The sequence below is a fragment of the Glycomyces tarimensis genome, assembly GCF_054776215.1.
This window is the reverse complement of record NZ_BAAHCB010000005.1, coordinates 687033-709106: the sequence shown is the minus strand read 5'-3', so window position 1 is coordinate 709106 and position 22074 is coordinate 687033. Positions and strand designations below refer to the sequence as shown.

The following is a 22074-nucleotide window of genomic DNA, read 5'->3' as shown; positions in this document are numbered from 1 at the left end:
GCGGGCCGTGCTCAATCCTCAGGCGAGGAGGTCGGTCTCCCAGCCGTGCGGGCCGGAGCCGGTGCCCTTGTCGCCCTTGACGAGACGGTAGTGCTCGGCCCCGGCGTGCTCGGCGGCGAGCTGTTCGCCGAGGACGTCGAGCCAGTCGCCGGGGGCGACCTGGGTGCGGTAGGCGCGCATCGCCGCGCGCTTCTTCTCGGCGGCGGCCGGGTCGCTGACGCAGGCGTCGATCTCGTCGTCGGGGGTGCCGAAGGGGAGCTCGTCGACCGAGGCGGCGTCGGCGAAGGGATTGTCGCCGGCGCCGGCGAAGAGTTCGAACTGCGCGGCGAGGAAGCCTTTGGACATCGTTGTCCAATAGATCTTGCGGATGCTGTGGGCCGCGCCGGACTCGGCTCGCCAGGCGGGGTCGGCGGCGAGTTCGGCGCCGCGCATGGCGACGCGGTGGGCCTGGATGTGGTCGGGGTGGCCGTAGAAGCCGTCGGGGTCGTAGGTGACGAGCACGTCGGGCCGCCGCTCGCGGATGATGCGGACGAGGTCGGCGGCGGCGGTGTCGACGTCGGCGCCCCAGAAGGCCCTCGGATGTTCGTTGCTGGGCAGGCCCATCATGCCGGAGTCCCTCCAGCGGCCGACGCCGCCGAGGAAGTGGGTGTCGGTGACGCCGAGGGCCTCGGTGGCGTGGCGGTACTCCCAGTAGCGGAAGCCGCCGAGCTGGTCGGCCTCGGTGGCGGCGAGCATCGCCAGTTCGGGGACGCGGACCTCGCCCTCCTCGCCGAGCGTGCAGGTGACGACGGTGACGTGCGCGTCCGGCCGGGCCGCGTAGTGGGCGAGGGTGGCGCCGGTGCCGACGGTCTCGTCGTCGGGGTGGGCATGGACGAACAGGATGCCGCGTTCGGTCATGCGGGCAAGCCTATCCGCGAGGTCGGACCTCAGCAGGGCACTGTAGCCACATGCGGCTCGTGGAAAACACTGAACGCTACCGATACGATCTGAAATTTGCTCGGCTTTGTGATGAACCCCATGTCCTACGGCCGCAATCGGGGCGTTATCCTGCGCTGAGCGGGCGCTCAGAGCCCGTGTTGTCCGGATTCTCGCGCGAAGGGGCGCTGATGGCCACTACCGACGACACCTCCGTATCCACACCGCCGCGCGCGGCGATCAAGGCCCGAAATCTCAGGACCGACAATTGGATGCGCGGTCCGATCCTCACGGTCGTCGGCATCACCGTCTGGGCCGCCTACGCGACCTTCCGCGTCTTCTACCAAGGCGACTACTGGGTGGCCGACTACCACTACCTGACGCCGTTCTACTCGCCGTGCGTCTCCGAGGGCTGCCTCCCCGAATCCGCCCACTTCGGACGGTTCCTGCCGAACCATCCGCTCCTCCCCTACGCGGCGCTGAGCCTGCCGTTCCTGCTGGCCTTCCGGCTCACCTGCTACTACTACCGCAAGGCGTACTACCGGTCGTTCTGGCTCTCGCCGCCCGCCTGCGCCGTCCCCGACGGGCACGCCCGCTACACCGGCGAGACCCGCTTCCCCCTGATCGGGCAGAACTTCCACCGGTACTTCTTCTACGCCGCCGTCCTCATCTCGGCCATCAACACCTACGACGCGATCCTGGCCTTCCACTCCCCCGAGGGCTTCGGTTTCGGCATGGGGAACCTCGTGCTGCTCACCAACGTGGTCCTGCTGTGGTGCTACACGCTCGGGTGCCACTCGTGCCGCCACGTCATGGGCGGGCGCTTGCGCCACTTCTCCAAGCACCCGGTGCGGTACCGCCTGTGGACGGCCGTGACCGTGCTCAACAACCGCCACATGATGTGGGCCTGGATCACGCTCGCCTCGCTGGCGCTGACCGACTTCTACGTCATGGCCGTCGCGGCCGGCTGGATCAACGACCTCCGATTCATCAACTAAGGCAGGCAACATGAGTGACATCTCGAACGACGAAGTCGAACGGCTGGCCTGCGACGTCCTCATCATCGGCGCCGGCGGAGCCGGCCTGAGGGCCGCCGTGGAGGCCAGGGTCGCCGGCAAGACCGTCATCGTCATCTCCAAGTCCCTGTTCGGCAAGGCCCACACGGTCATGGCCGAGGGCGGCGCGGCAGCGGCGATGGGCAACGTCAACTCCCGCGACAACTGGAAGGTCCACTTCCGCGACACCATGCGCGGCGGCAAGTTCCTCAACAACTACCGGATGGCCGAACTCCACGCCCAGGAGGCGCCCGACCGGATCTGGGAGCTGGAGACCTACGGGGCGCTGTTCGACCGCACCCCCGACGGCAGGATCAGCCAGCGCAACTTCGGCGGGCACGAATACCCCCGTCTCGCGCACGTCGGCGACCGCACCGGCCTGGAGCTCATCCGCACGCTCCAGCAGAAGATCGTCTCGCTCCAGCAGGAGGACCACGCCGAGACCGGCGAGTACGACTCGAGGCTCAAGGTCATCGACGAGACCACCATCACCGAGCTGTTCACCGAGGGCGGCAAGGTGATCGGCGCCTTCGGGTACCGGCGCGACACCGGCGCCTTCATGGCGATCGAGGCGCCCTCGATCGTCCTGGCGACCGGCGGCATCGGCCGCTCGTTCAAGGTCACCTCGAACTCCTGGGAGTACACCGGGGACGGCCACGCGCTGGCGCTCAAGGCCGGGGCGAGCCTGATCAACATGGAGTTCATCCAGTTCCACCCGACCGGGATGGTGTGGCCGCCGAGCGTGCGCGGCATCCTCGTCACCGAGTCGGTCCGCGGCGACGGCGGGGTCCTGAAGAACGCCGAGGGCAAGCGGTTCATGTTCGACTACATCCCCGAGGTGTTCAAGGCGCAGTACGCCGACAACCCCGAAGAGGCCGACCGCTGGTACGACGACCCCGACCACAACCGCCGCCCGCCCGAGCTGCTGCCGCGCGACGAGGTGGCCCGCGCGATCAACTCCGAGGTCAAGGCCGGCAGGGGCACCGACCACGGCGGCGTCTATCTGGACATCGCCTCGCGGCGCGGCGCCGAGTACATCACCAAGAAGCTGCCGTCGATGTACCACCAGTTCAAGGAGCTGGCGGACGTCGACATCACGGCCGAGCCGATGGAGGTCGGACCGACCTGCCACTACATCATGGGCGGTGTCGAGGTCGACGCCGACACCACCGCGTCCAAGGTGGCGGGCCTGTTCGCGGCCGGCGAGGTCTCCGGCGGCATGCACGGCTCGAATCGGCTCGGCGGCAACTCCCTGTCGGACCTGCTGGTCTTCGGCAAGCGGGCCGGCGAGTTCGCGGCCGAGCACGCCGATCGCAGCGACCCGGTCAAGATCACCGACGAGCAGCTCGCCAAGGCCGCGGGGAACGCGCTGCGTCCCTTCGAGAACGACGGGGAGAACCCCTTCGCGCTCCAGTCCGAGCTCCAGGCCGTCAACGGCCGCCTCGTCGGGATCATCAGGCGCGCCGGCGAACTCGAGGAGGCGCTCACCGAACTGGAGGCGCTGCGCCCGAGGATCGCCAACGTCGGCGCCGCCGGCGGGCGGGCCTACAACCCGGGCTGGCACCTCGCGCTGGACCTGCAGAACATGCTGCTGTGCTCGTTTGCCACCGCGAAGGCCGCACTGGAGCGCGACGAGTCGCGCGGCGGCCACACCCGCGAGGACGCGCCGGGCATGGACCCGCAGTGGCGCAAGACGAATCTGGTCGAGACGCTCGAAGCGGGCGAGGTGAAGCTGCGGCGCCAGCCGGTCCCGGCGATGCCGCCCGAACTGCTGGCGCTGTTCGAGAGCAGCGAGCTGGCCAAGTACATGACCCCCGAGGAATACCAGACCGCCGCGGAGGCCGACGCCTCCGCGGCGGGCCAGGAGGACGCCGAATGAGCACGCGAACATTCCGAGTGTGGCGCGGCGACGCCGGCGGCGGCGACTTCGCCGAGTTCGACGTCGAGGTCAACGAGGGCGAGGTGATCCTCGACGTCATCCACCGCATCCAAGCCGAGCAGGCGCCCGATCTGGCGGTGCGGTGGAACTGCAAGGCCGGCAAGTGCGGCTCGTGCTCGGCGGAGGTCAACGGCATGCCGCGCCTGATGTGCATGACGCGCATGAACCTGTTCGAGGAGGCCGAGACGGTGACGGTCACGCCGCTGCGGACGTTCCCGGTCGTGCGCGACCTCGTCGCCGACGTGTCATTCAACTACGAGAAGGCCCGCGAGATGCCGGCCTTCCAGCCGCCGGCGGACCTCAAACCGGGCGAGTACCGGATGCAGCAGGTCGACGTCGAGCGCGGTCAGGAGTTCAGGAAGTGCATCGAGTGCTTCCTGTGCCAGAACACCTGCCACGTGGTACGCGACCACGAGGAGAACAAGCCGCCGTTCTCGGGTCCGCGCCTGTTCATCAGGGCCGCCGAACTCGACATGCACCCGCTCGACGCGCGCGAGGACCGCGAGGATTTCGCGCAGGACGAGCAGGGCCTGGGGTACTGCAACATCACCAAGTGCTGCACGGAGGTCTGCCCGGAGCACATCCACATCACCGACAACGGGATCATCCCGATGAAGGAGCGCGTCGCGGGCGACCGCTACGACCCGCTGGTGTGGCTGGGTCGCAAGATCTTCCGCAAGGGCAGGAAAGAGGAGAGCGAGCAGGGCTGAGGCCCGCCCGCGCCGTTTTCACGGCGACGTCCGCGCGCGCTTCGACGCCAGGACCTCGAGGAGCGCGGCCGTGGCCGGCGGGTCCGGCGGGTCTCCATTCGTGGCGGCGTAGATCCGGCGTGTGCTGTCGGCGAGCGGTGTGGCGTGGACGCCCGTCCCGAACGCAGCAGCTTCAGGCCCTCGGCCGGGTGGGCGGACATCATGACAGTGGCCCCGGCATGATCACTGCAGAACCGAGCCGATCCGACGGCGCTCGGCCGACTGAGGGAGCACCAGCCATGTCACTCACGCGCGTCCACAACTTCGCCATCTCACTCGACGGCTTCGGCACCGGTGAGGGTCAGAGCTCCGAGGCCTATTTCGGTCACGCCGGGGAGCGGCTGCACGAATGGATGTTCGGCACGCAGTGGTGGCGCGGGCGCGAGGAGTCCGGTGGCAGCGGCGGCGTCGACAACGCCTTCGTCCAGCAGCACGACCCGGGGATCGGCGCCGAGGTCATGGGCGCCGGGAAGTTCGGTCCCCCGGGATGGCAGGAGGACCCGGCGTGGAAAGGGCCGTGGGGGCCCAACCCGCCGTTCCACACGCCGGTCTTCGTCCTCACCCATCACGTGCGCCCGTCGGTCGAGATGGAGGGCGGCACGACGTTCCATTTCGTCGACGCCTCCCCCGCCGAGGCGCTCGCGACCGCCCGCGAGGCCGCCGGCGGGCAGGACGTCCGCATCGGCGGGGGCGCCACGATGATCCGGGAGTTCCTGTCCGCCGGACTCATCGACTACATGCACATCGTGGTGGTCCCGATCCTGCTCGGTCGAGGCGTGCGCCTCTGGGACGGACTGGAGGGCCTGGAGCGGCACTTCCGGATCGAGGCCACCTCCTCGCCCAGCGGCGTGACGCACCTGACGTTCACCCGCGCGGGCACCTGAGGCGCCGCACGCAAAGGCGACCCACCCGCCCCCGCGTTCCCGACCGCTCAGGGAATACCGCTAATCGTCGGCGGCTTGGACGAGCTCGACCGTGACGTCGATGTTGCCGCGGGTGGCGTTGCTGTACGGGCACACCTGGTGCGCCTTGGCGACCAGGCCCTGGGCGGCGGTGCGCTCGGCGCCGGGTGTGCTGACCTTGAGATTGGCGGTGAGCGCGAAGCCTTCGCCCTCCTTGCCGATGCCGACCTCGGCCCTCACCGTGGAGTCGCCGAGCTCGACTTCGGACGAGCGGGCGATCGCCTGGAGCGCGCTGTGGAAGCACGCGGCGTAGCCGGCGGCGAACAGCTGCTCGGGGTTCGTCTTGCCGCCGGGGCCCCCGAGTTCCTTCTGGACGGCCAGGTCGAGCTCGACCAGGCCGTCGTCGGTGGCGACCCGGCCGTCGCGGCCGGAGCCGGACGAGGTGGCGTGTGCGGTGTAGAGCGGCTTCATGACGTCTCCTTCTCATCGCTTTCAAGGTGGTGCCGGACGGAGTCGGCGAGCCGGTCGGGCCGGCCGCGGAGGGCGTGGATTTCCTCGGCGGGCGAAGCCGAAACGCGATGCCCGCCGCGGCGGGCCTCATCGTTCGTCACACCGGCTGCGCCTCAGTGGGAGCCGAGACGCACTCGCGAGGCGATCTCGCGGACCGCCGACTCGGGATCGGCGGCGATCTCCGGCGGGAAGTTGCCGCCGGTGAGCAGCTCGGCGAAGCCGTGCACCAGCGACCAGGCCGCGAGCGCGGTCGCGCTCAGGACCGGCTCGCCGCCGGCGAGCTCGGCCGCGCCCTGGAACAGCACGTGCCGCGAGCGGGCCTCGGCGCGGGCGAGCTCGGGATCGTCCTCGTGCAGCAGCTCGGGCCGGAACATGGTCTCGAAGTAGGCCCGGTTGTCGATCGCGAAGCGCACGTACGCCACCCCCACCTCGATGAAGGTGCCGCTCTCCCGCTGAGCGCGTTCGAGCGCGTCGGCGAAGCGGTCGAAGCCCTCGGCCGCGACGGCGGTGAGCAGGCCGGCCTTGTCGCCGAAGTGGTGCGCGGGGGCGGCGTGGGAGACGCCGGCCCGCTTGGCGACCGCCCGGAGACTGAGGGCGCCGGGACCGCCCTCGGCTATGGACTCGACGGCGGCGGCGATGAGGGCGCGGCGCAGGTCGCCGTGGTGGTATGAGTAGCTCACCCGTGAACCCTATCGCAAATCTTGACACTGTAAAGACACGACTGTATCTTGACAGTGTAAAAATCCTTCGGAAAGGGAACGCTCATGCTCGAACTCAGCGACGCCTCGCGCCTCATCGCGGGCATCGTGCTGCTCACCGTCGTCACCGTCGAATTCGGCGGCACGTTCATGCTCAAGATCGTGCGCGGCAAGGTGCCCATGACCGACTTCCAGAAGCGCTTCGCCCGGGCCGGCCACGCCCACGCCGGCGTGCTCATCACCCTGGGCCTGGTCTGCCTCGTGCTGGCCGACGCCACCGAGCTGACCGGCGTCGTCGGCGGGCTCGCCCGCGCCGGCGTGCCGCTGGCGGCGATCTTCATGTCCGCCGGGTTCTTCCTCGCCTCGCTGGGCAAGGACGTGACGCGGCCCAACCGGCTCATAGCGCTGCTGTGGATCGGGGCGGCGTTCCTGGCCGCCGGCGTCGTGACCTTGGGAGTGGGCCTGCTGACGGCATGAGCACGCGCCTGGCCGGGTCCGCATAGGCCCAGCTAGGCTTGTTTCTCGTGAAACTCAGCATCGGTATCGTCGGCCTGCCAAACGTCGGCAAGAGCACGCTGTTCAACGCGCTGACCCGCTCGGACATCCTGGCGGCGAACTATCCGTTCGCCACGATCGAGCCCAACGTCGGCGTGGTGGCCGTCCCCGACGAGCGGCTGCCGAAGCTGGCCGAGATCCACGACTCCGAGAAGATCATCCCGGCGACGGTGACGTTCGTCGACATCGCCGGACTGGTCAAGGGCGCCTCCGAGGGTGCGGGCAAGGGCAACCAGTTCCTGTCGAACATCCGCGAGTGCTCGGCAGTCGCCCAGGTCGTGCGCGTCTTCGAGGACGGCAACGTCACCCACGTCGACGGCAGGATCTCCCCGCTCGACGACATCGAGACGATCAACACCGAACTGATCCTCGCCGACCTCCAGACCATCGACAACGCCCTGCCGCGCCTGGAGAAGGAGGCGCGCATGGACAAGACGAAGCAGCCGAAGGTCAAGGCCGTGCAGGAGGCCCGCGAGATCCTCGACGGCGGCACGACCGTCTTCGCCGCCGGGCTCGACACCGAGCTGCTGTACGACCTGCACCTGCTCACCGCCAAGCCCTTCATCTACGTGTTCAACGTGGACGAGGAGCAGGTGGGCGACGCGGCGCTCGCGGCGAAACTGCGCGACATGGTGGCCCCCGCGCAGGCGGTCGTCCTCGACGCGAAGTTCGAGTCCGAGCTGGTCGACCTCGAGGCCGAGGAGGCGCGGGAGCTGCTGGAGTCCACCGGCCAGACCGAGCCGGGCCTCGACCGGCTCGCCAGCGTCGGCTTCTCGACGCTCGGCCTCCAGACGTACCTGACGGCGGGCCCGAAGGAGACGCGGGCGTGGACGATCCCGCAGGGCGCCACGGCGCCCGAAGCGGCCGGCGAGATCCACACCGACTTCCAGCGCGGCTTCATCAAGGCCGAGATCGTCTCGTTCGACGACCTCGTGGAGGCCGGGAACATGCAGGCGGCCAAGGCCGCCGGGAAGGTCCGCATGGAGGGCAAGGACTACGTCATGGCCGACGGCGACGTGGTGGAGTTCCGCTTCAACGTTTAGGGGGCAGCGCATGGACCGCTCGACCGCGGTCGTCACCGGCGGCGGACAGGGCGTCGGCAGGGCGATCGCCGAACGGCTCCTCGCCGAGGAGTGGTCCGTGGTCGTCGTGGAGATCGCCGAGTCGGCGGGCGCGTGGTTGAGGCCGTCGGTCGAGGCCGGGCGTGCGGCGGTCGTCGTCGGCGACGCCGGGGACGACGCGATAGCCGTGCGGGCCGCTGCGGCGGCCGATGCGCTGGGGACGTTCACGGGGTGGGTCAACAACGCCGCGGTGTTCCGCGACGCGTGGCTGCACGAGTCGGGCGGGTCCGCGGTGGCCGAGCTGATCGAAGCGAATCTGCGTCCGTGCCTGGCCGGGGCGGCCGCGGCGGTGGCGGCGTTCCGCGCCTCGGGCACGGCCGGGTCGATCGTGAACGTCTCTTCTCATCAAGCGCAGCGGCCCGTCAGCGGCGCGCTGCCGTACGCGACGGCGAAAGCCGCCGTAGAGGGCCTGACGCGCGCTCTGGCGGTGGATTACGGGCCGTGGGGCATCCGGTGCAACGCCGTCGCTCTCGGCTCGATCGTCACCGATCGCCTGGAGGAGCTGCGACGGGCCCAGTCGGCGGCCGAACGGGCCGTGACGGACGAGGAGATGCGGCTGCTGCACCCGCTGGGGCGGGCGGGGCTCGCCTCGGAGGTGGCGGAGACGGTCGCGTTCCTGCTGTCGGAGCGCTCGGCATTCGTCTCCGGCGCGGTGGTGCCCGTCGACGGCGGCCGGGCCGTGAACGGCCCCGATCCCGAGCGCAGGCGGCCCTAAGGGGCTTCGTCGAGGCCCCGGCGCCTGAGCCGGGGCCCGCGTTTCGCTCGGGATCATTGGTTTCGTTTGCGCCAGCGGGAGAAGCGGCCCTTGGAGAAGTGGGAGTCCTCCTCGGCCGCGAGCTCACCCGCGATGGTGATGTACGCGCTCTCGACCCTTCCGGCGAAGGTCACGTCGGTGAGGCTGACGCCCCCGTCACGGCTGAGCACGATGAGCGTCGCGTGATCGGACCTGGTCACATCCGGGTGGACGTTGAGCGTGTCGGCGAAGATCTTGATCTGTTCGGCAAGCTCGGCGTGCTGAGATTCGTCAAGCGGCAGCGTCCGCGCGAGACGGCCGTCGTCCGCTTCCCAACCGTTGAGCTCCCTGAGTGCATCCAGCAGCACGTTGTCGTCTTGCTCCGTTCTCCCCATATGGCACCATCGCCATCTGTGTTGGCCGCGCTCCGAAGAAAGCCCAGGTGTGACTGGGCCGCAGCCGATCAGTAAGGTAGGTCCTCTGGCTCCGATGGACACGAGGGGCGTTCGTGTCTGAATTGTCGCCGGATCTTTATCATTTCTGAACCGAGTGTTCCCCCTTGCTCAGCTTCTGTCCAGGGAGACATATACGGCATTCCGGTAATATAGGATTTTTCAGTACAGTTCTTGTCTGTTTCCGTGCTGCCGGAGGCGATTCCCGACCAATAGTGCCGCCGAATATCACCCGAACGTATGAGCAATCTCGCGGAAATCGCCTTGACACAGACCACCACATCGCCCGCAGAACGGTACGCACCGTTACAGACACGCGACTTCTGCGTGGTAAGGACGTCACCGGCACGGATAGACTCCCCGCGTGATGGAACCGCGATTGGTCGTCGGCGCCGCGATCCACGAGGGCGGCAAGGTCCTCGCCGCCGCCCGCGCCTACCCGCCCGAGCTCGCCGGCCTCTGGGAGTTCCCCGGAGGCAAGGTCGAGCCGGGCGAGACCGAGGCCGACGCCCTGCGCCGCGAATGCCGCGAGGAACTCGGCGTCGAGATCGAGGTGGGCGAACGCGTCGGGGGCGACCTCACGGCCGATGAGGGGCGGTTCCTGGTGCGGGTCTACGCGGCGCGGCTGCGAGGCGGCGAACCGGAGGCGCGCGAGCACGGCGGGCTGCGCTGGCTCGCCGCCGAGGAGCTCGACGACGTGCCCTGGCTGCCCGGCAACCGGCCCGTCGTCGAGGCGCTCAAGGGTTTCCTGGCCGACTAGAAGAAGGTCCGAACCGCGTCCACGACGAGGCCCTCGTCGACCACCGGAATCAGGCCCCACTTGTCGAAGGCCGTGCACGGATGCGACAGACCCAGATGGACGATGTCGCCGACGCGCAGGCCGTCGGGCGCACCGCTCAGGAACAGGTGCTGGTCGCTGATCTGCGGGCAGGCCGCCCCGTCGAGTCCCAAGGGGATCGGCAGGTCCTGGTCGAAGGGGACGTCGCGCCGCCCGGCGTCGAGGATCGCCAGGCCCGGCTCGGGACGCGACAGGACGCTCGCCCTGGCCCGCAGCGTCGGACGCAGACTCGGGCCGTCCGCGCCCCGGCAGCCGGGCGCGATGCGGGCGTAGAAGCCGTGGTCGTGGATCAGATACGAGCCCGCACGCAGCAGCACCTCCGCCTCGCTCGCCAGCGGGCCGAGGACCGCGGCCACGCGGTCGTAGTAGGCGCTGCCGCCAGCCGTGACCATCGGGCGATCGGTCTCGAAGTCCAAGGCGCCGAACAGCTCCGCGAGCTCGCGGAGGTAGTCGTCGACTGCCGCGAGCGCGGCGGCGTCCGTCCGCGCGGTCACCGAGCCCTCGTATCCGGCCACGCCGAGCAGTCGGAGATTCGAAGCCGCCCGCACGGCCGAGGCCACGGCCCGGGCATCGGCGCCGCTCCTGGCGCCGCCGCGACCGCCGGTGACGCCGAGCTCCACGGCCACGCCGAGCGGGGCCGTGGCGCAGCGGTCGAGGAGCTCGACCGCGTCGAGCGAGTCGGCGAAGACCGTGACGTCGGCGCCCTCGGCGGCCCAGTCGGCGAGCCAGGCGATGGCGGCCGGGCGGGTGAGCTCGTTGGCGATGAGCACCCGTTCGACGCCGAAGGCCCTCGCCACGCGCGCCTGCGGCAGGTTGGCGACGGTGATGCCGACGGCCCCGGCCTCGATCTGGCGGCGCCACAGCTGGGGGGCCATCGTGGCCTTGCCGTGCGGGGCGAGTCCCAGCCCGCGCTCCTCGCACCAGGCGGCCATCGCCGCGAGGTTGTGGTCGAGGGCCTGTGCGGAGAGGGCCACCGAGGGCGTGTCGAGCTCGTCCTCGCGCGGGCCGGTGCCGAGCCAGTCGCCGAGGCGCTTGCCGTGCGCGGCGGTCGGGATCGCCTTCCAGCGCCAGTCGAGGATCGCTTCGCGCAGGTCGCTGAGCCGTCGTTCGTCCATCGAGCGCCCCCTAGAATAGGAATGTATCTTTACTATATGACTGCGAAGGACGCCATCCACACCAGCGCCGCCCCTCCTCCCGCCCATGCCTTCCCGCAAGGCGTGCGCAAGGGCCCGCTCCTCCAGGTCTCCGGGCAGGGCCCGGTCGACCCCGGCACCGGCGAATACCTCCACCCCGGCGACGTGCGGGCCCAGACCGTGCGCACCCTCCAGAACGTCGAGGCGATCCTCGCCGCCGGCGGCGCGAGCTTCGACGACGTGGTCATGCTCCGCGTCTACCTCGCCGACCGCGCCGACTTCGGGGCCATGAACGAGGCCTACGCCGAGTTCGTCGCCGCCCGGACTTCCGAGGGGATACCGTTGCCGTGCCGCACCACCGTCATCTGCGGTCTTCCCCGGGAGGAGATGCTCGTGGAGATCGACGCACTGGCGAGCACGGCCTGACCGAACCGCCCGAGCACAAGGGGCCCCATGCCTGAGTTGGACATCCTCATCAGCGGAGCCGAGGTCGTGGACGGGACCGGCGCCGACCGGTTCCGCGCCGACGTCGGCGTCAAGGACGGGCGCGTCGCCGCCGTCACCACCGGCGAGAGGCTCAGCGCCGCAAGGGTCGTCGACGCGGCGGGGTTGGTCTGCTCCCCCGGCTTCATCGACATGCACGCCCACTCCGAACTCGCGGTCCTCACCGACCACGACCACCTCGCCAAGCTCGGGCAGGGCTGCACCCTCGAGGTGCTCGGCCAGGACGGCCTCAGTTACGCCCCCGTGGACGAGGCGACCGCGCCGCAGATGTGGGACGCCATCAGCGCCTGGAACGGTCGCCCGGCGGGCCTGGAGACGAACTGGCGCAGCGTCGGCGACTACCTCGACCGCCTCGACGCGGGCACGCCGACGAACGTCGCCTACCTCGTGCCGCACGGCACCGTCCGGATGCTCGCCATGGGCTGGGACAATCGCCCGCCCACCGAGTCCGAGATGGACACCATGAAGGCGCTCGTCGCGACCGGCCTCGAAGAAGGCGCGGTCGGGCTCTCGGCCGGGCTGAGCTACGCGCCGGGCATGTACGCCGACACCGCCGAGCTCGTCGAACTGTGCACAGTGGTCGCCCGCTACGGCGGCTACTTCAGCCCGCACCAGCGCAGTTACGGCGCGGGTGCCCTGGAGGGCTACGCGGAGATGATCGAGATCACCCGCGCCTCGGGCTGCGCCCTGCACCTGGCCCACGCCACCATGAACTACGAGGTCAACGCCGGCCGCGCCGGGCAGTTGCTCAAGCTCGTCGACGCGGGGCTGGACGAGGGGCTCGACATCGGACTGGACACCTACCCGTACCTGCCGGGCATGACCATGCTCGCCGCGCTGCTGCCGAGCTGGTCGGTCGAGGGCGGCTACGGCGCGCTCGCCGAACGCCTGGCGGACGGCCCGGCACGCGAGCGGATCGTCCACGAGCTCGACGAGGTCGGCACCGACGGCGCCAACGGCGTCCCGGTGAACTGGGAGCGGATCGAGATCGCCGGGGTCGTGAAGCCGGACCGCCGGCACCTTGTCGGGCGGACCGTCGCCGAAGCGGCGCGAGCGGCCGGGGCGCCGCCGTCGGAGTTCTACCTCGAGCTTCTCCTCGCCGACGACTTCGGCACCGCATGCCTGATGCACGTGGGCAACGAGGAGAACGTCCGCGAGATCATGCTGCACCCCACCCACACCGGCTCCACCGACGGTGTCCTCCACGGCGAGAAGATCCACCCGCGCGGCTGGGGCTCCTTCGCGCGCTACCTCGGCCACTACTGCCGCGAGCTCGGGCTGTTCTCCTTGGAGGAGTGCGTCGCGCACCTGACCGGCCGCCCCGCACGCCGGCTCGGACTGGCCGACCGCGGCATCGTCGCCGAAGGCGCGGCGGCCGACCTGGTCGTGTTCGACCCCGAGACCGTCGAGGCGCGGGCGACGTTCGCCGAGCCGCGGCGCCAGGCCGCGGGCATCCCGTACGTGATCGTCAACGGCCGCATCGCCGTCGACGACGGACGGCGCACCGACGCGCTCGCGGGCCGGTCCGTCCGGCACCGCCCCTCGTGACCGCAGAGCAGGGGCCTCCCGCCGTTCGGCGGGAGGCCCCTGACTCGGCTCGGATACCGCCTCAGTCGAGGACGATGTCGGCCACGACGACAGCGTCGGCGACCACCTCGACGTCGATCTCCTTCCCGCCGTGGTCGTCCGCCGACGCCAGCAGCGTGGTCGGTCCGGCGTCGGTGAACAGCACGTAGCGGCCGTTCCGATCGACGACGGCCTCGGCGGAGGTCTCGGTGTCGTATACGACCGCACCCGCCGGCACGTTGCCGTCCGCGTCGACGATCGTGCCGGTCACCAGGCCGCCTTCCAGGGCCTCGCAACCGATCTTGACGTCGTCGACCATCCACCAGTAGGCCCAGGCGCCGTTGTCGGTGTAGTGGAACTTCAGCTGCGCCTCGGTCGCCTCGGCCCACGCCGAGAGGTCCACCGACTCCTCGGAGGCCTCCAGATCCTCGTTGTTGTGCCAGACCTGTTCCCAGCTCGCCCCGCCGTCGGTGGAGATCGCGATGTCGATTTCGCTCCCGAGCCCGCCGTCGTAGAAGAAGCTCGCGAACGCGAGCGTCGGGTCCGCCACCGCGCTCAGGTCGAAGACCGGCGTGATCAGGTCCGTGTCGACCAGCGCCTCGGGATCGGCCGCGTCCGAGTTCGCCTGCGCGAACCCGCCGCTGCCGGAGGTGAGGTTGCCGTAGAGGTGGGGGTCGTCGAAGACCCAGCCGTCGGCCTCGCCGCGGTTCTCCACCGTCCAGCCCTCCGGCACCTCGCCGGACCCGAACTCCTCCTGCAGAGCATTGGATCCGTAGCCCGGAGCGGTGCAGCCCGGTGCGAGCGGCACTTCAATGCGCGCGGCGTCGTCCGGGTCGGTCTGGACGGTCTCGTAGCCGGGGTAGGCGGTCTCGACGGTCAGCGGCCAGTCGCCTTCGACGGGGATCGTCAGGCTGAACGCGCCGGTCGCCGGGTCGGTGACCGTCTCGGCCTCGCCGCCGGACGTGCGCACCGTCGCCGCGAGCGGCCAGCCCTGAGAGGCGCCGTCGACGACGACGCCTTCGACGGTGCGGGTCGGCAGCGCGGTCAGGGCGGCGTCGAAGACGGCCTCGCCGTGCTTCTTGACCCGGACCCAGCCGGTGACGGACTCGTAGGTGAACTTCGCGACGGTGACCTTGTACATGCCGGCCGGGATGCGGTCGAAGGCGTAGGCGCCGTCGGCGTCGGTGTACGCCACGCGGTCGACCGGGCCCTCGAAGTCGAGCCTGGCCCGGGACAACACCTCGCCGGCGTCGTCGGTGACGACACCCGACAGGGAGCCGAACCGGCCTTCCGGCGCGTCGTCGGCCGCCGCGTACGCGTCGATGAGGCCGTGTCCGTAGACGTTGTTGGCCTCGTCGTTGCCTCGGCACGAGCGGTCGTCGACGGGGACGGCGTTCTCGGTCAGGTACTCGTAGACGTTCCCGTAGTCGCCTTCGAGCACCGGCGAGGCCGACATCATCAGCGCGATCGCGCCGACCACGTGCGGCGCGGCCATCGAGGTCCCGGACATCTCGGCGTACTCGTCGCCGGGCACCGAGGAGACGATCGCGTCGCCGGGGGCGGCGACGTCGGGCTTGATGTAGCCGTCCATGCCCGGGCCCTTCGAGGACCATTCGGTGGCGTTGCCGTCGATGTCGGTGGCGCCGACCGCGATGACGTTCTCGTAGACACCGGGGCTGCCGACGGTGAGGCAGCCTTCCTCGCCGGCGTTGCCCGCCGCGAACACGGGGATGATCCCGGCGGCGTGCCACAGGTCGATGACGTCGGCGTAGAACGGGTCGTAGCCGCCGGTGCCGGACCAGGAGTTGTTGACGACGTGCGGCGCCATCGCCGGGTCGGGGTTGTCCCCACGCGCGTCGGTGGGCGCGGTGATCCACTCGCCGGCGGCCAGGAACGACTCCAGGGTCGGGGAGGCGCCGGCGGAGGCGGACATCCACCTCGCGCCGGGGGCGACGCCGATCCGGTTGCCCTCGCCGTCGTCGCCGACCATGGTGCCCATGGTGTGGGTGCCGTGCCCGAAGAGGTCGCACGGCTCGCCGTCGCATTCGCCGGTGGCGTCGAAGAAGTTGTAGTCGTGGGTGAAGGTGCCGTCGCCGTCGTTGCCGCGGTACTGGTCGACGAGCGCGGGGTGGTCGTACTGGACTCCGGAGTCGATCGAGCCGACGACGATGCCCTCGCCGTCGATGCCCTCGGCCCACAGTTCAGGGGCGCGGATGTCCTCAAGGTGCCACGCGGGACTCTCCTGCTGCGGCTCGGCGGATACGGCCCCGGGGAAGCGGGGGTCGCTCTTGCCGTCGGGCGCGATCGGTTCGATGTAGTCGTATTCGGGCGCCTCGACCACGGCCTCGACCTCGTCGAAGGCGACGAGGTCCTCGATCAGTCCGGCGTCGCCGACGACCTTGACGGTCGCCGAGCCCCAGAACGTCTCGTACTCGGCTCCGGCCGCTTCGAGCGCGCCGACCACGTCGGCCTGGCGCTGCTCGGCGTAGGCGAGGGCGGCCTCGACGGCGGCCTGGCCCTTCTCCTCCTTCTCGTCGGCGGCGACCGCCTCACTCCAGTCGGGTGCGCCGGTGAAGCGGAGCCACAGCTCCGTCTCGCCGACCGCCTCGACCTGTTCCAGGACTTCGGTTTGGACCTTCTGCTCGATGAGCTGTTCGGTCTCGGATTCGGTCACCTCGGCCCTGGCGCCGGTGGCGGCGAGGGTCGGGACGAGCGCGCCCGCGAGGGCGGCTGCGAGGATGCGGCGTGGACGCCGCGGGGAAGATGTCACGAACTCTCCTCAATAGGGGGATGGCCTCGCGCGGGTTGGACACGAGGCGGCGGGGTTTGTCTCCAACGGGATGGTTTGGTGACTGGTGACATGGTGTCAGAGATCGCACGGCTTTGCGATCCCTATGTGACTGGACGCCGCATACGTCCATACCGGTTGCATCTGAGGCCGAATTGCCCGCATACGACACCGGGCCCCAGCCGTGTTCGGCTGGAGCCCGGTGGAAGAGCGTGACTCGGTGCAGTCGGTCAGATGTCGAAACCCCCGAAGTCGCCCCCGAAGTCGCCGCCGCCGTCGTCCATACCCGCGTCGCCGCCCTCGGCGGCGCCGCCCGCATCGGCTCCGGCGTCGGTCGATGCGCCCTCGACCATGCCGCCGGCGTAGGCCGGAGCGAGCATCGCGTCGAAGATCATCATGCCGACCAGGGCACCGCCGACGCCCGCCAGGGCGGGCTTCCACCACGGCGTGTTGTACCAACCGGAGGGGACGGGACGTCCGTCCACATTGCCTCCAGGGTAGTAGTGGCGGTTCTCGTTGTCCGGCGTGGGAGAGCCGGTGTAGGAGCGGCCCTCGACCTCGGCCGACACGCGTTCCTTGAGCGCTCCGGCGCGGGCCTGGCCCGGCAGCGTGGGGACCTCCGGCCCCGGCTGCATGCCCATGGCCTCGCGCGCGGCCCGGATGTAGTGGAGCCCTTCGATTGCGGTCTCGCTGACCAGCCGGTGCTGCCGGACGGTGGAGGCGGAGTCGAGTTGGGCGCCGGCCGCGGTGTAGCGCTCGCCGGCGTCGGCCAGCGCCTGGCCGGCGGCCGGGTTGTCGCCCGGGGCGGTGAGGTTCATGGTCTGGCCGCCGAGGCGCTCGTACAGGCGCCTCGCCTCGGCTTCGGCGTCGGCCAGTTCGCGTTCGGCGCGGCGCTTGTTGGAGTAGACGACGAAGGCCATGACCGCGGCGGCGATCACGAGCAAGATCAACCACAGTTCCATGAACTGAGCCTACCCGCGGGGCCGCCTTTAGACTGGCCCGTATGACGTGGGTCCTATTGGCGGTGGTGTGCCTCGCCGCAGGTGCGGTGGCAGGCTGGTTCGCCGGGCGGAGCAGGCAGGCCGCCGAGCTGGCGGCGGCGACGGCCCGGCTGGAGGCCGCGGCGGACAACGAGGAACGCCTGGAGACGACGCTGAAATCGGTGGCGTACGAGGCGACCGACCATTCCCGGCACGCCGTCGCGGACGTGCTCGCGCCGATCGCCGAGACCCTGGCTCGCTATGAGACCCGGCTCGGGGACGTGGAGCGGGCCCGGTTGGACGCGTACGCGCAGCTGCGCATCCAGCTCTCCGGCGTCGCCGACATCTCCGAGGCGCTGCGGGACCAGACCGGGCGGCTGCTGAGCGCGCTCCGCTCGCCGCAGGTGCGCGGCCAGTGGGGCGAGGTGCAGCTGCGGCGGCTGGTGGAGGCGGCCGGAATGGTCGAGCACTGCGACTTCACGCAGCAGCATTCGGCGGAGGTCGACGGGCGGGTGGTGCGCCCGGACCTGGTGGTGCGCCTGTCGGGCGGGCGCTCGATCGTCGTTGACGCGAAGGCGCCGCTCCAGGCGTATCTGGAGGCGCTCGAGGCCGACGACGAGGACGCCCGCGAGTCGTCGCTGCGCGTCCACGCGAAGCATCTGCGGCGGCACGTGGAGTCCTTGGCCACCAAGGAGTACTGGCGGGCGTTCGACGACTCGCCGGAGCTGGTGGTGCTGTTCGTGCCGGCTGACGCGTTCCTCGACGGCGCGCTCAGGTCCGACCCGGCACTGCTGGAGGACGCGTTCGCGCGCAACGTGGTCGTGGCCTCCCCGGCGACGCTGATGGTGCTGCTGCGCACCGTCGCCCACACCTGGCGCCAGGAGGCGCTGGCGGCGCACGCCAAAGAGGTCCACAAGCTCGGCCGGGAGCTCCATGAGCGCCTGGCGACGGTCTCGGGGCATTTCGCGCGGCTCGGATCGTCGCTGGAGGCCGCGGTCGGGTCCTACAACGCGGCGGTGGCGAGCGTCGAGTCGCGCCTGATGGTGACGGCGAGGCGGTTCGCCGAGCTGGAGGTGGCGGCCGAGCCGCCCGAGCCGATCCCGCCGGTGGTGACTCCGGCGAGGCGCCCGACGTGGGACGCGCCCCAGGACGTGTGAGCGCGCCGGCCCGGTGCTAGCCGATCGGGGTCTTCGTGGGGCGGACGACACAGCATTCGTCGCCTTCGGGGCCGGGCCAGCACCGTCCACGACTCCTCGCCGGTCGGCCCGATGTCGACTCGCTTCGCGCCGAGGCCGAGGATCCGCTCGAAATCTCGGCGAGGCGGTCTTCGGCGCTCTGAGACGACCCGCCGGCGGAGGACCGCGGCCCAGAAGCGGGCCAGTCCGGAGCGACCGTGAGCATCGATGACGATGTGCTGGAGAGCGACAGCCCTCATCGAAGTATCCACCGCCCGCAGCGGCGGTCGGCGGCGCCCCGGGGGCGAGGGTTCAGGGGCGCGGGAGGGTGGCCGTTGTCCTCAACGCTTCGGCTAGGACGCCTTGAGGTCGCGGACGAGTTCGCGCGGGAGCTGGAAGGTGATCTTCTCCACGACCGGCTCGACCTCTTCGACCTCGCCGAAGCCGTGCTCGGCGAGGTAGGCGAGCACGTCGGCCACGAGGTTGTCCGGCACCGAGGCGCCGGAGGAGACGCCGACGGTGCTCGCGCCCTCCAGCCAGGCCTGGTCGATCTCGTGGGCGAAGTCGACCAGGTACCCGTCGCGGGCGCCGTGCTGGATGGCGACCTCCACGAGCCGCTTGGAGTTCGAGGAGTTCTGGGAGCCCACGACGATGACCACGTCGCAGTCCGCGGCGATGTCCTTGATGACCTGCTGGCGGTTCTGGGTGGCGTAGCAGATGTCGTCGCTCGGCGGGCTCTGGAGCATCGGCAGCCGCTTCTTGAGCCGGTCGACGGTCTCCATGGTCTCGTCCACCGACAGGGTCGTCTGCGAGAGCCACACGACCTTCTCGGGGTCGCGGACCTTCACCGAGTCGACCGACTCGGGGCCGTCGACGAGCTGGATGTGCTCGGGGGCCTCGCCGGAGGTGCCGACGACCTCTTCGTGTCCCTCGTGGCCGATGAGGAGGATGTCGTAGTCGTCGCGCGCGAAGCGGCGGGCCTCCTGGTGGACCTTCGTCACGAGCGGGCAGGTGGCGTCGATGGCCTTCAGGCCGCGCTCGGTGGCCTGCTCGTGGACCTCGGGGGCGACGCCGTGCGCGGAGAACACCACGACCGAGCCGTGCGGGACCTCCTCGTTCTCCTCGACGAAGACCGCGCCCTTGTCCTGGAGGGTCTCGACGACGTGGCGGTTGTGCACGATCTCCTTGCGGACGTACACGGGAGCGCCGTAGAGCTCCAGCGCCTTCTCGACGGTCTCCACGGCCCGGTCAACGCCCGCGCAGTAACCGCGGGGCTTTGCCAACAACACTCGTTTGGGGTCTGCCACGCCTCGATGGTATCCGGCAGTCCGGATATGTCACAGGGGCCGGTTACGCTGACCACGTGACCGACGCAGCGCCACGCACCGGACCGAACGCACCCATGAGCGCGGAGAACCCTTGGCCGCTGCGGGTGGTCTCCAAGAAGATCGGCGACTGGATCGCCCGGCTCGGCGAGGTGTGGACCGAGGGGCAGATCACCGAGATCAGCCACCGCGGCCGCACGGTCTACCTGACGCTGCGCGATCCGTCGGCCGAGGTGTCGATGCGGGTCGTCGACTTCACCGGCGCCTCCGCGGCCTGCGACCCGCCGCTGCGCGACGGCGCCCAGGTGGTCGTCCGCGCGCAGGCGCAGTGGTGGGACAAGAACGGCTCGCTGTCGCTCCACCTGCGCGAGATCCGCCAAGTCGGGCTCGGCGAGCTGCTGGCGCGCTTGGAGCGGCTCAAGAAGCTCCTCGCCGCCGAGGGCCTGTTCGCGGCCGAGCGCAAGAGGCCGCTGCCGTTCCTGCCGTATCGGATCGGGCTCATCACCGGACGCGCCTCGGACGCGATGCGCGACGTGCTCAAGAACGCCCAGGCCCGGCTGCCCGCCGCCGACTTCGAGGTGCGGGAGGTCGCCGTCCAAGGGCCGAAGGCCGTCACCGAGGTCTGCGCGGCCCTCGCCGAGCTCGACGCCGATCCCGGCGTCGAGGTCATCATCATCGCCCGCGGCGGCGGTTCGATGGAGGACCTCCTGCCGTTCTCCGACGAGACGCTGTGCCGCGCCGTCGCCGACGCCGTCACTCCGGTGGTCTCGGCGATCGGCCACGAACCGGACACGCCGATCCTCGACTACGTCGCCGACTGGCGCGCCTCCACCCCCACCGAGGCCGGCAAGAAGGTCGTCCCCGACCTCGCCGAGGAGCAGCGCGGCCTCAACATCAGCCTCACTCGCCTGCGCCAGGCGCTGAACGCCATGCTCACCAGGGAGGAGGACGCCCTGGCCGCCATGCGCGCCCGACCGGTGCTGTCGCGCCCTGAGGCGATGCTGGAGGCGCGCGCCGAAGCGGTGGAGCACCTCATCCACCGGATGCGCTCGCGCGTCGGCTCGCGCCTCGAACGCTCCACCGACGACTTGGAGCACCTGCGGGCGCGACTGCGATCGCTCTCGCCGCAGTCCACGCTCGATCGCGGCTACGCGATCGCCGCGGACGCCGAGACCGGCGCTATCCTGCGCTCCGCCGCCGACGCGGGCGAGCACATCAGCGTCCGGCTGGCCGCGGGGGGCCTGCGGGCGGACGTCACCGAGAAGGAAGAGGGGCCATGACCGACAAGAACCTGACCTACGAAGAGGCGCGGGCGGAGCTCGTCGCCACCGTCGAGAAGCTCGAGGCGGGCGGCGCCTCCCTCGAAGAGTCGCTCAAGCTCTGGGAACGCGGCGAAGCCCTCGCCGACCTGTGCCAGTCGCACCTCGAAGGCGCCCGCGAGCGCCTCGCCGCCCGCACCGAGACCGGCGGCGAGGAAGACTAGGGCAGTCCCGCCGTGACGCCTTCGGCGAGTTCGGGAAGCTCGGGGACGGCGTCCGGCTCGGCGAGGAGCACGATCGTGGAGCCGCCCAGTTCAGCCACCCACGCCTCGCCGTCGGCTATGTCGTAGGCCGACCACGCCGTCCCGCCGGCCGTCACCGGCTCTCCGGCGCCGTCGATCTCGTCGTGGACCTCGTCGACCGGGCCATTGGTCTGCACCAGTTGGAGGCCGTGGCCGTCGGGCGAATACCAGCCGGTCCGCAGCGTCACGGCCTCGTCAGCGGTCGCCAGCGCGCTGGATATGGCTTTCCAATCGTCCGACAGCTCCGGCTCGACCGGGTCCAGGCCGAGGGATTCCGCGCTCATGTAGTCCTCGGCGGTGTTCACGACGCTGACCTCCCTGTCCGGGGAGGCCCAGTTCCACGCCCAGTAGAAGATGCCCAACGGCACCAGCAGCACCGCCAGGGACAGCGCCATGTCGCGCATCCGGCGCTGCTTCGGGCGAGAGGTCGGCTCAGCCGTAACCTTGACGTCATCGCTGGACATGACCCAATGGTGACCGACCGCCTCGGGACGGGCCGCACCACCCCACCGTCAGGTGGCGTGCCCGTCTCCCCCTTTGTCCACAGCCCGCGCCCGCCACGAGCGGATCGGCTT

21 protein-coding genes and 1 pseudogene are annotated in these 22074 nt (G+C 70.5%); 13 read left to right on the top strand and 9 right to left on the bottom strand.

The window, feature by feature from the left end; all coding sequences use genetic code 11:
• Positions 1 to 18 precede the first annotated feature (18 nt).
• Positions 19 to 897: a PIG-L family deacetylase gene (gene mshB, locus ACYVK3_RS08745; RefSeq protein ID WP_460496884.1), complete on the bottom strand. Its 879-nt coding sequence runs from the start codon at positions 895 to 897 to the stop codon at positions 19 to 21.
• Between the two features lie 209 nt (positions 898 to 1106).
• Between mshB and ACYVK3_RS08740 the strand changes: the two genes are divergently transcribed.
• From ACYVK3_RS08740 to ACYVK3_RS08725, 4 genes and pseudogenes are all read left to right on the top strand, one after another.
• Positions 1107 to 1913 (top strand): hypothetical protein, encoded by an 807-nt coding sequence (locus ACYVK3_RS08740; protein WP_460496883.1) that lies wholly within the window; start codon positions 1107 to 1109, stop codon positions 1911 to 1913.
• Between the two features lie 10 nt (positions 1914 to 1923).
• On the top strand, positions 1924 to 3849 hold the full coding sequence (locus ACYVK3_RS08735) for a succinate dehydrogenase flavoprotein subunit (RefSeq protein ID WP_460496882.1): 1926 nt from the start codon (positions 1924 to 1926) through the stop codon (positions 3847 to 3849).
• Positions 3846 to 4595, top strand: a pseudogene (locus ACYVK3_RS08730) (succinate dehydrogenase/fumarate reductase iron-sulfur subunit); the annotation flags it as partial. The gene ACYVK3_RS08735 and the pseudogene ACYVK3_RS08730, both read left to right, overlap by 4 nt.
• 302 nt (positions 4596 to 4897) lie before the next feature.
• Entirely contained in the window at positions 4898 to 5542 is a 645-nt protein-coding gene (locus ACYVK3_RS08725; RefSeq protein WP_460496881.1) for a dihydrofolate reductase family protein, read from the top strand.
• 60 nt (positions 5543 to 5602) lie between these two features.
• Here the strand turns inward: ACYVK3_RS08725 and ACYVK3_RS08720 are convergent, their stop codons facing one another.
• On the bottom strand, positions 5603 to 6031 hold the full coding sequence (locus tag ACYVK3_RS08720) for an organic hydroperoxide resistance protein (protein WP_460496880.1): 429 nt from the start codon (positions 6029 to 6031) through the stop codon (positions 5603 to 5605).
• 152 nt (positions 6032 to 6183) lie between these two features.
• Positions 6184 to 6750 (bottom strand): TetR/AcrR family transcriptional regulator, encoded by a 567-nt coding sequence (locus tag ACYVK3_RS08715; protein ID WP_460496879.1) that lies wholly within the window; start codon positions 6748 to 6750, stop codon positions 6184 to 6186.
• A gap of 84 nt (positions 6751 to 6834) precedes the next feature.
• Between ACYVK3_RS08715 and ACYVK3_RS08710 the strand changes: the two genes are divergently transcribed.
• The 3 genes from ACYVK3_RS08710 to ACYVK3_RS08700 are packed head-to-tail and all read left to right on the top strand — an operon-like array spanning position 6835 to position 9159.
• Complete coding sequence (locus ACYVK3_RS08710; RefSeq protein WP_460496878.1) at positions 6835 to 7245, top strand: hypothetical protein; 411 nt, start codon at positions 6835 to 6837, stop codon at positions 7243 to 7245.
• A gap of 47 nt (positions 7246 to 7292) precedes the next feature.
• The gene (gene ychF, locus ACYVK3_RS08705) at positions 7293 to 8366 is read left to right on the top strand and encodes a redox-regulated ATPase YchF (protein WP_460496877.1); all 1074 of its coding nucleotides are present in this window, start codon (positions 7293 to 7295) and stop codon (positions 8364 to 8366) included.
• Positions 8367 to 8376: 10 nt separating this feature from the next.
• Positions 8377 to 9159, top strand: coding sequence for an SDR family NAD(P)-dependent oxidoreductase (locus ACYVK3_RS08700; protein ID WP_460496876.1), 783 nt, complete (start codon positions 8377 to 8379; stop codon positions 9157 to 9159).
• A gap of 53 nt (positions 9160 to 9212) precedes the next feature.
• On the opposite strand, the gene ACYVK3_RS08695 is transcribed toward ACYVK3_RS08700, so the two are convergent.
• Positions 9213 to 9572 (bottom strand): 4a-hydroxytetrahydrobiopterin dehydratase, encoded by a 360-nt coding sequence (locus ACYVK3_RS08695; RefSeq protein WP_460496875.1) that lies wholly within the window; start codon positions 9570 to 9572, stop codon positions 9213 to 9215.
• Between the two features lie 424 nt (positions 9573 to 9996).
• Between ACYVK3_RS08695 and ACYVK3_RS08690 the strand changes: the two genes are divergently transcribed.
• On the top strand, positions 9997 to 10389 hold the full coding sequence (locus ACYVK3_RS08690; RefSeq protein ID WP_460496993.1) for a (deoxy)nucleoside triphosphate pyrophosphohydrolase: 393 nt from the start codon (positions 9997 to 9999) through the stop codon (positions 10387 to 10389).
• On the opposite strand, the gene ACYVK3_RS08685 is transcribed toward ACYVK3_RS08690, so the two are convergent.
• Entirely contained in the window at positions 10386 to 11582 is a 1197-nt protein-coding gene (locus tag ACYVK3_RS08685; protein WP_460496874.1) for a type III PLP-dependent enzyme domain-containing protein, read from the bottom strand. The genes ACYVK3_RS08690 and ACYVK3_RS08685 overlap by 4 nt on opposite strands.
• Before the next feature lie 36 nt (positions 11583 to 11618).
• On the opposite strand from ACYVK3_RS08685, the gene ACYVK3_RS08680 reads away from it, so the two are divergent.
• Both ACYVK3_RS08680 and ACYVK3_RS08675 read left to right on the top strand, forming a co-directional pair.
• Positions 11619 to 12026 (top strand): RidA family protein, encoded by a 408-nt coding sequence (locus ACYVK3_RS08680; RefSeq protein WP_460496873.1) that lies wholly within the window; start codon positions 11619 to 11621, stop codon positions 12024 to 12026.
• A gap of 36 nt (positions 12027 to 12062) precedes the next feature.
• Positions 12063 to 13652: an N-acyl-D-amino-acid deacylase family protein gene (locus ACYVK3_RS08675; protein ID WP_460496992.1), complete on the top strand. Its 1590-nt coding sequence runs from the start codon at positions 12063 to 12065 to the stop codon at positions 13650 to 13652.
• Between the two features lie 61 nt (positions 13653 to 13713).
• Here the strand turns inward: ACYVK3_RS08675 and ACYVK3_RS08670 are convergent, their stop codons facing one another.
• On the bottom strand, positions 13714 to 16440 hold the full coding sequence (locus tag ACYVK3_RS08670) for a S8 family serine peptidase (protein ID WP_460496872.1): 2727 nt from the start codon (positions 16438 to 16440) through the stop codon (positions 13714 to 13716).
• A 248-nt stretch (positions 16441 to 16688) separates the two neighbouring features.
• Positions 16689 to 17420 carry a hypothetical protein gene (locus ACYVK3_RS08665; protein ID WP_460496871.1) on the bottom strand — a complete coding sequence of 244 codons (732 nt, stop codon included), beginning with the start codon at positions 17418 to 17420 and terminating at the stop codon, positions 16689 to 16691.
• A 41-nt stretch (positions 17421 to 17461) separates the two neighbouring features.
• On the opposite strand from ACYVK3_RS08665, the gene ACYVK3_RS08660 reads away from it, so the two are divergent.
• On the top strand, positions 17462 to 18595 hold the full coding sequence (locus tag ACYVK3_RS08660; RefSeq protein WP_460496870.1) for a DNA recombination protein RmuC: 1134 nt from the start codon (positions 17462 to 17464) through the stop codon (positions 18593 to 18595).
• A 371-nt stretch (positions 18596 to 18966) separates the two neighbouring features.
• Here ACYVK3_RS08660 and ACYVK3_RS08655 read toward each other — a convergent pair whose 3' ends face one another.
• Positions 18967 to 19920, bottom strand: coding sequence for a 4-hydroxy-3-methylbut-2-enyl diphosphate reductase (locus ACYVK3_RS08655; RefSeq protein WP_460496869.1), 954 nt, complete (start codon positions 19918 to 19920; stop codon positions 18967 to 18969).
• A gap of 95 nt (positions 19921 to 20015) precedes the next feature.
• On the opposite strand from ACYVK3_RS08655, the gene xseA reads away from it, so the two are divergent.
• Together xseA and ACYVK3_RS08645 are read left to right on the top strand one after the other, a co-directional pair.
• Positions 20016 to 21218 carry an exodeoxyribonuclease VII large subunit gene (xseA, locus tag ACYVK3_RS08650; RefSeq protein ID WP_460496991.1) on the top strand — a complete coding sequence of 401 codons (1203 nt, stop codon included), beginning with the start codon at positions 20016 to 20018 and terminating at the stop codon, positions 21216 to 21218.
• Positions 21215 to 21421, top strand: coding sequence for an exodeoxyribonuclease VII small subunit (locus ACYVK3_RS08645; RefSeq protein ID WP_460496868.1), 207 nt, complete (start codon positions 21215 to 21217; stop codon positions 21419 to 21421). The genes xseA and ACYVK3_RS08645 overlap by 4 nt, the downstream gene beginning before the upstream one ends.
• On the opposite strand, the gene ACYVK3_RS08640 is transcribed toward ACYVK3_RS08645, so the two are convergent.
• Positions 21418 to 21963, bottom strand: a complete 546-nt coding sequence (locus ACYVK3_RS08640) for a DUF4245 family protein (protein WP_460496867.1) — start codon at positions 21961 to 21963, stop codon at positions 21418 to 21420. The genes ACYVK3_RS08645 and ACYVK3_RS08640 overlap by 4 nt on opposite strands.
• Between the last annotated feature and the right edge of the window lie 111 nt (positions 21964 to 22074).

Coding starts and splice junctions, on each gene's coding strand:
- ACYVK3_RS08685 (WP_460496874.1), bottom strand. CDS start 11,582: ATGGACGAACGACGGCTCAGCGACCTGCGCGAAGCGATCCTCGACTGG.
- ACYVK3_RS08645 (WP_460496868.1), top strand. CDS start 21,215: ATGACCGACAAGAACCTGACCTACGAAGAGGCGCGGGCGGAGCTCGTC.
- ACYVK3_RS08695 (WP_460496875.1), bottom strand. CDS start 9,572: ATGGGGAGAACGGAGCAAGACGACAACGTGCTGCTGGATGCACTCAGG.
- ACYVK3_RS08640 (WP_460496867.1), bottom strand. CDS start 21,963: ATGTCCAGCGATGACGTCAAGGTTACGGCTGAGCCGACCTCTCGCCCG.
- ACYVK3_RS08725 (WP_460496881.1), top strand. CDS start 4,898: ATGTCACTCACGCGCGTCCACAACTTCGCCATCTCACTCGACGGCTTC.
- mshB (WP_460496884.1), bottom strand. CDS start 897: ATGACCGAACGCGGCATCCTGTTCGTCCATGCCCACCCCGACGACGAG.
- ACYVK3_RS08680 (WP_460496873.1), top strand. CDS start 11,619: ATGACTGCGAAGGACGCCATCCACACCAGCGCCGCCCCTCCTCCCGCC.
- ACYVK3_RS08700 (WP_460496876.1), top strand. CDS start 8,377: ATGGACCGCTCGACCGCGGTCGTCACCGGCGGCGGACAGGGCGTCGGC.
- ACYVK3_RS08735 (WP_460496882.1), top strand. CDS start 1,924: ATGAGTGACATCTCGAACGACGAAGTCGAACGGCTGGCCTGCGACGTC.
- ACYVK3_RS08710 (WP_460496878.1), top strand. CDS start 6,835: ATGCTCGAACTCAGCGACGCCTCGCGCCTCATCGCGGGCATCGTGCTG.
- ACYVK3_RS08665 (WP_460496871.1), bottom strand. CDS start 17,420: ATGGAACTGTGGTTGATCTTGCTCGTGATCGCCGCCGCGGTCATGGCC.
- ACYVK3_RS08660 (WP_460496870.1), top strand. CDS start 17,462: ATGACGTGGGTCCTATTGGCGGTGGTGTGCCTCGCCGCAGGTGCGGTG.
- ACYVK3_RS08690 (WP_460496993.1), top strand. CDS start 9,997: ATGGAACCGCGATTGGTCGTCGGCGCCGCGATCCACGAGGGCGGCAAG.
- xseA (WP_460496991.1), top strand. CDS start 20,016: ATGAGCGCGGAGAACCCTTGGCCGCTGCGGGTGGTCTCCAAGAAGATC.
- ACYVK3_RS08720 (WP_460496880.1), bottom strand. CDS start 6,031: ATGAAGCCGCTCTACACCGCACACGCCACCTCGTCCGGCTCCGGCCGC.
- ACYVK3_RS08740 (WP_460496883.1), top strand. CDS start 1,107: ATGGCCACTACCGACGACACCTCCGTATCCACACCGCCGCGCGCGGCG.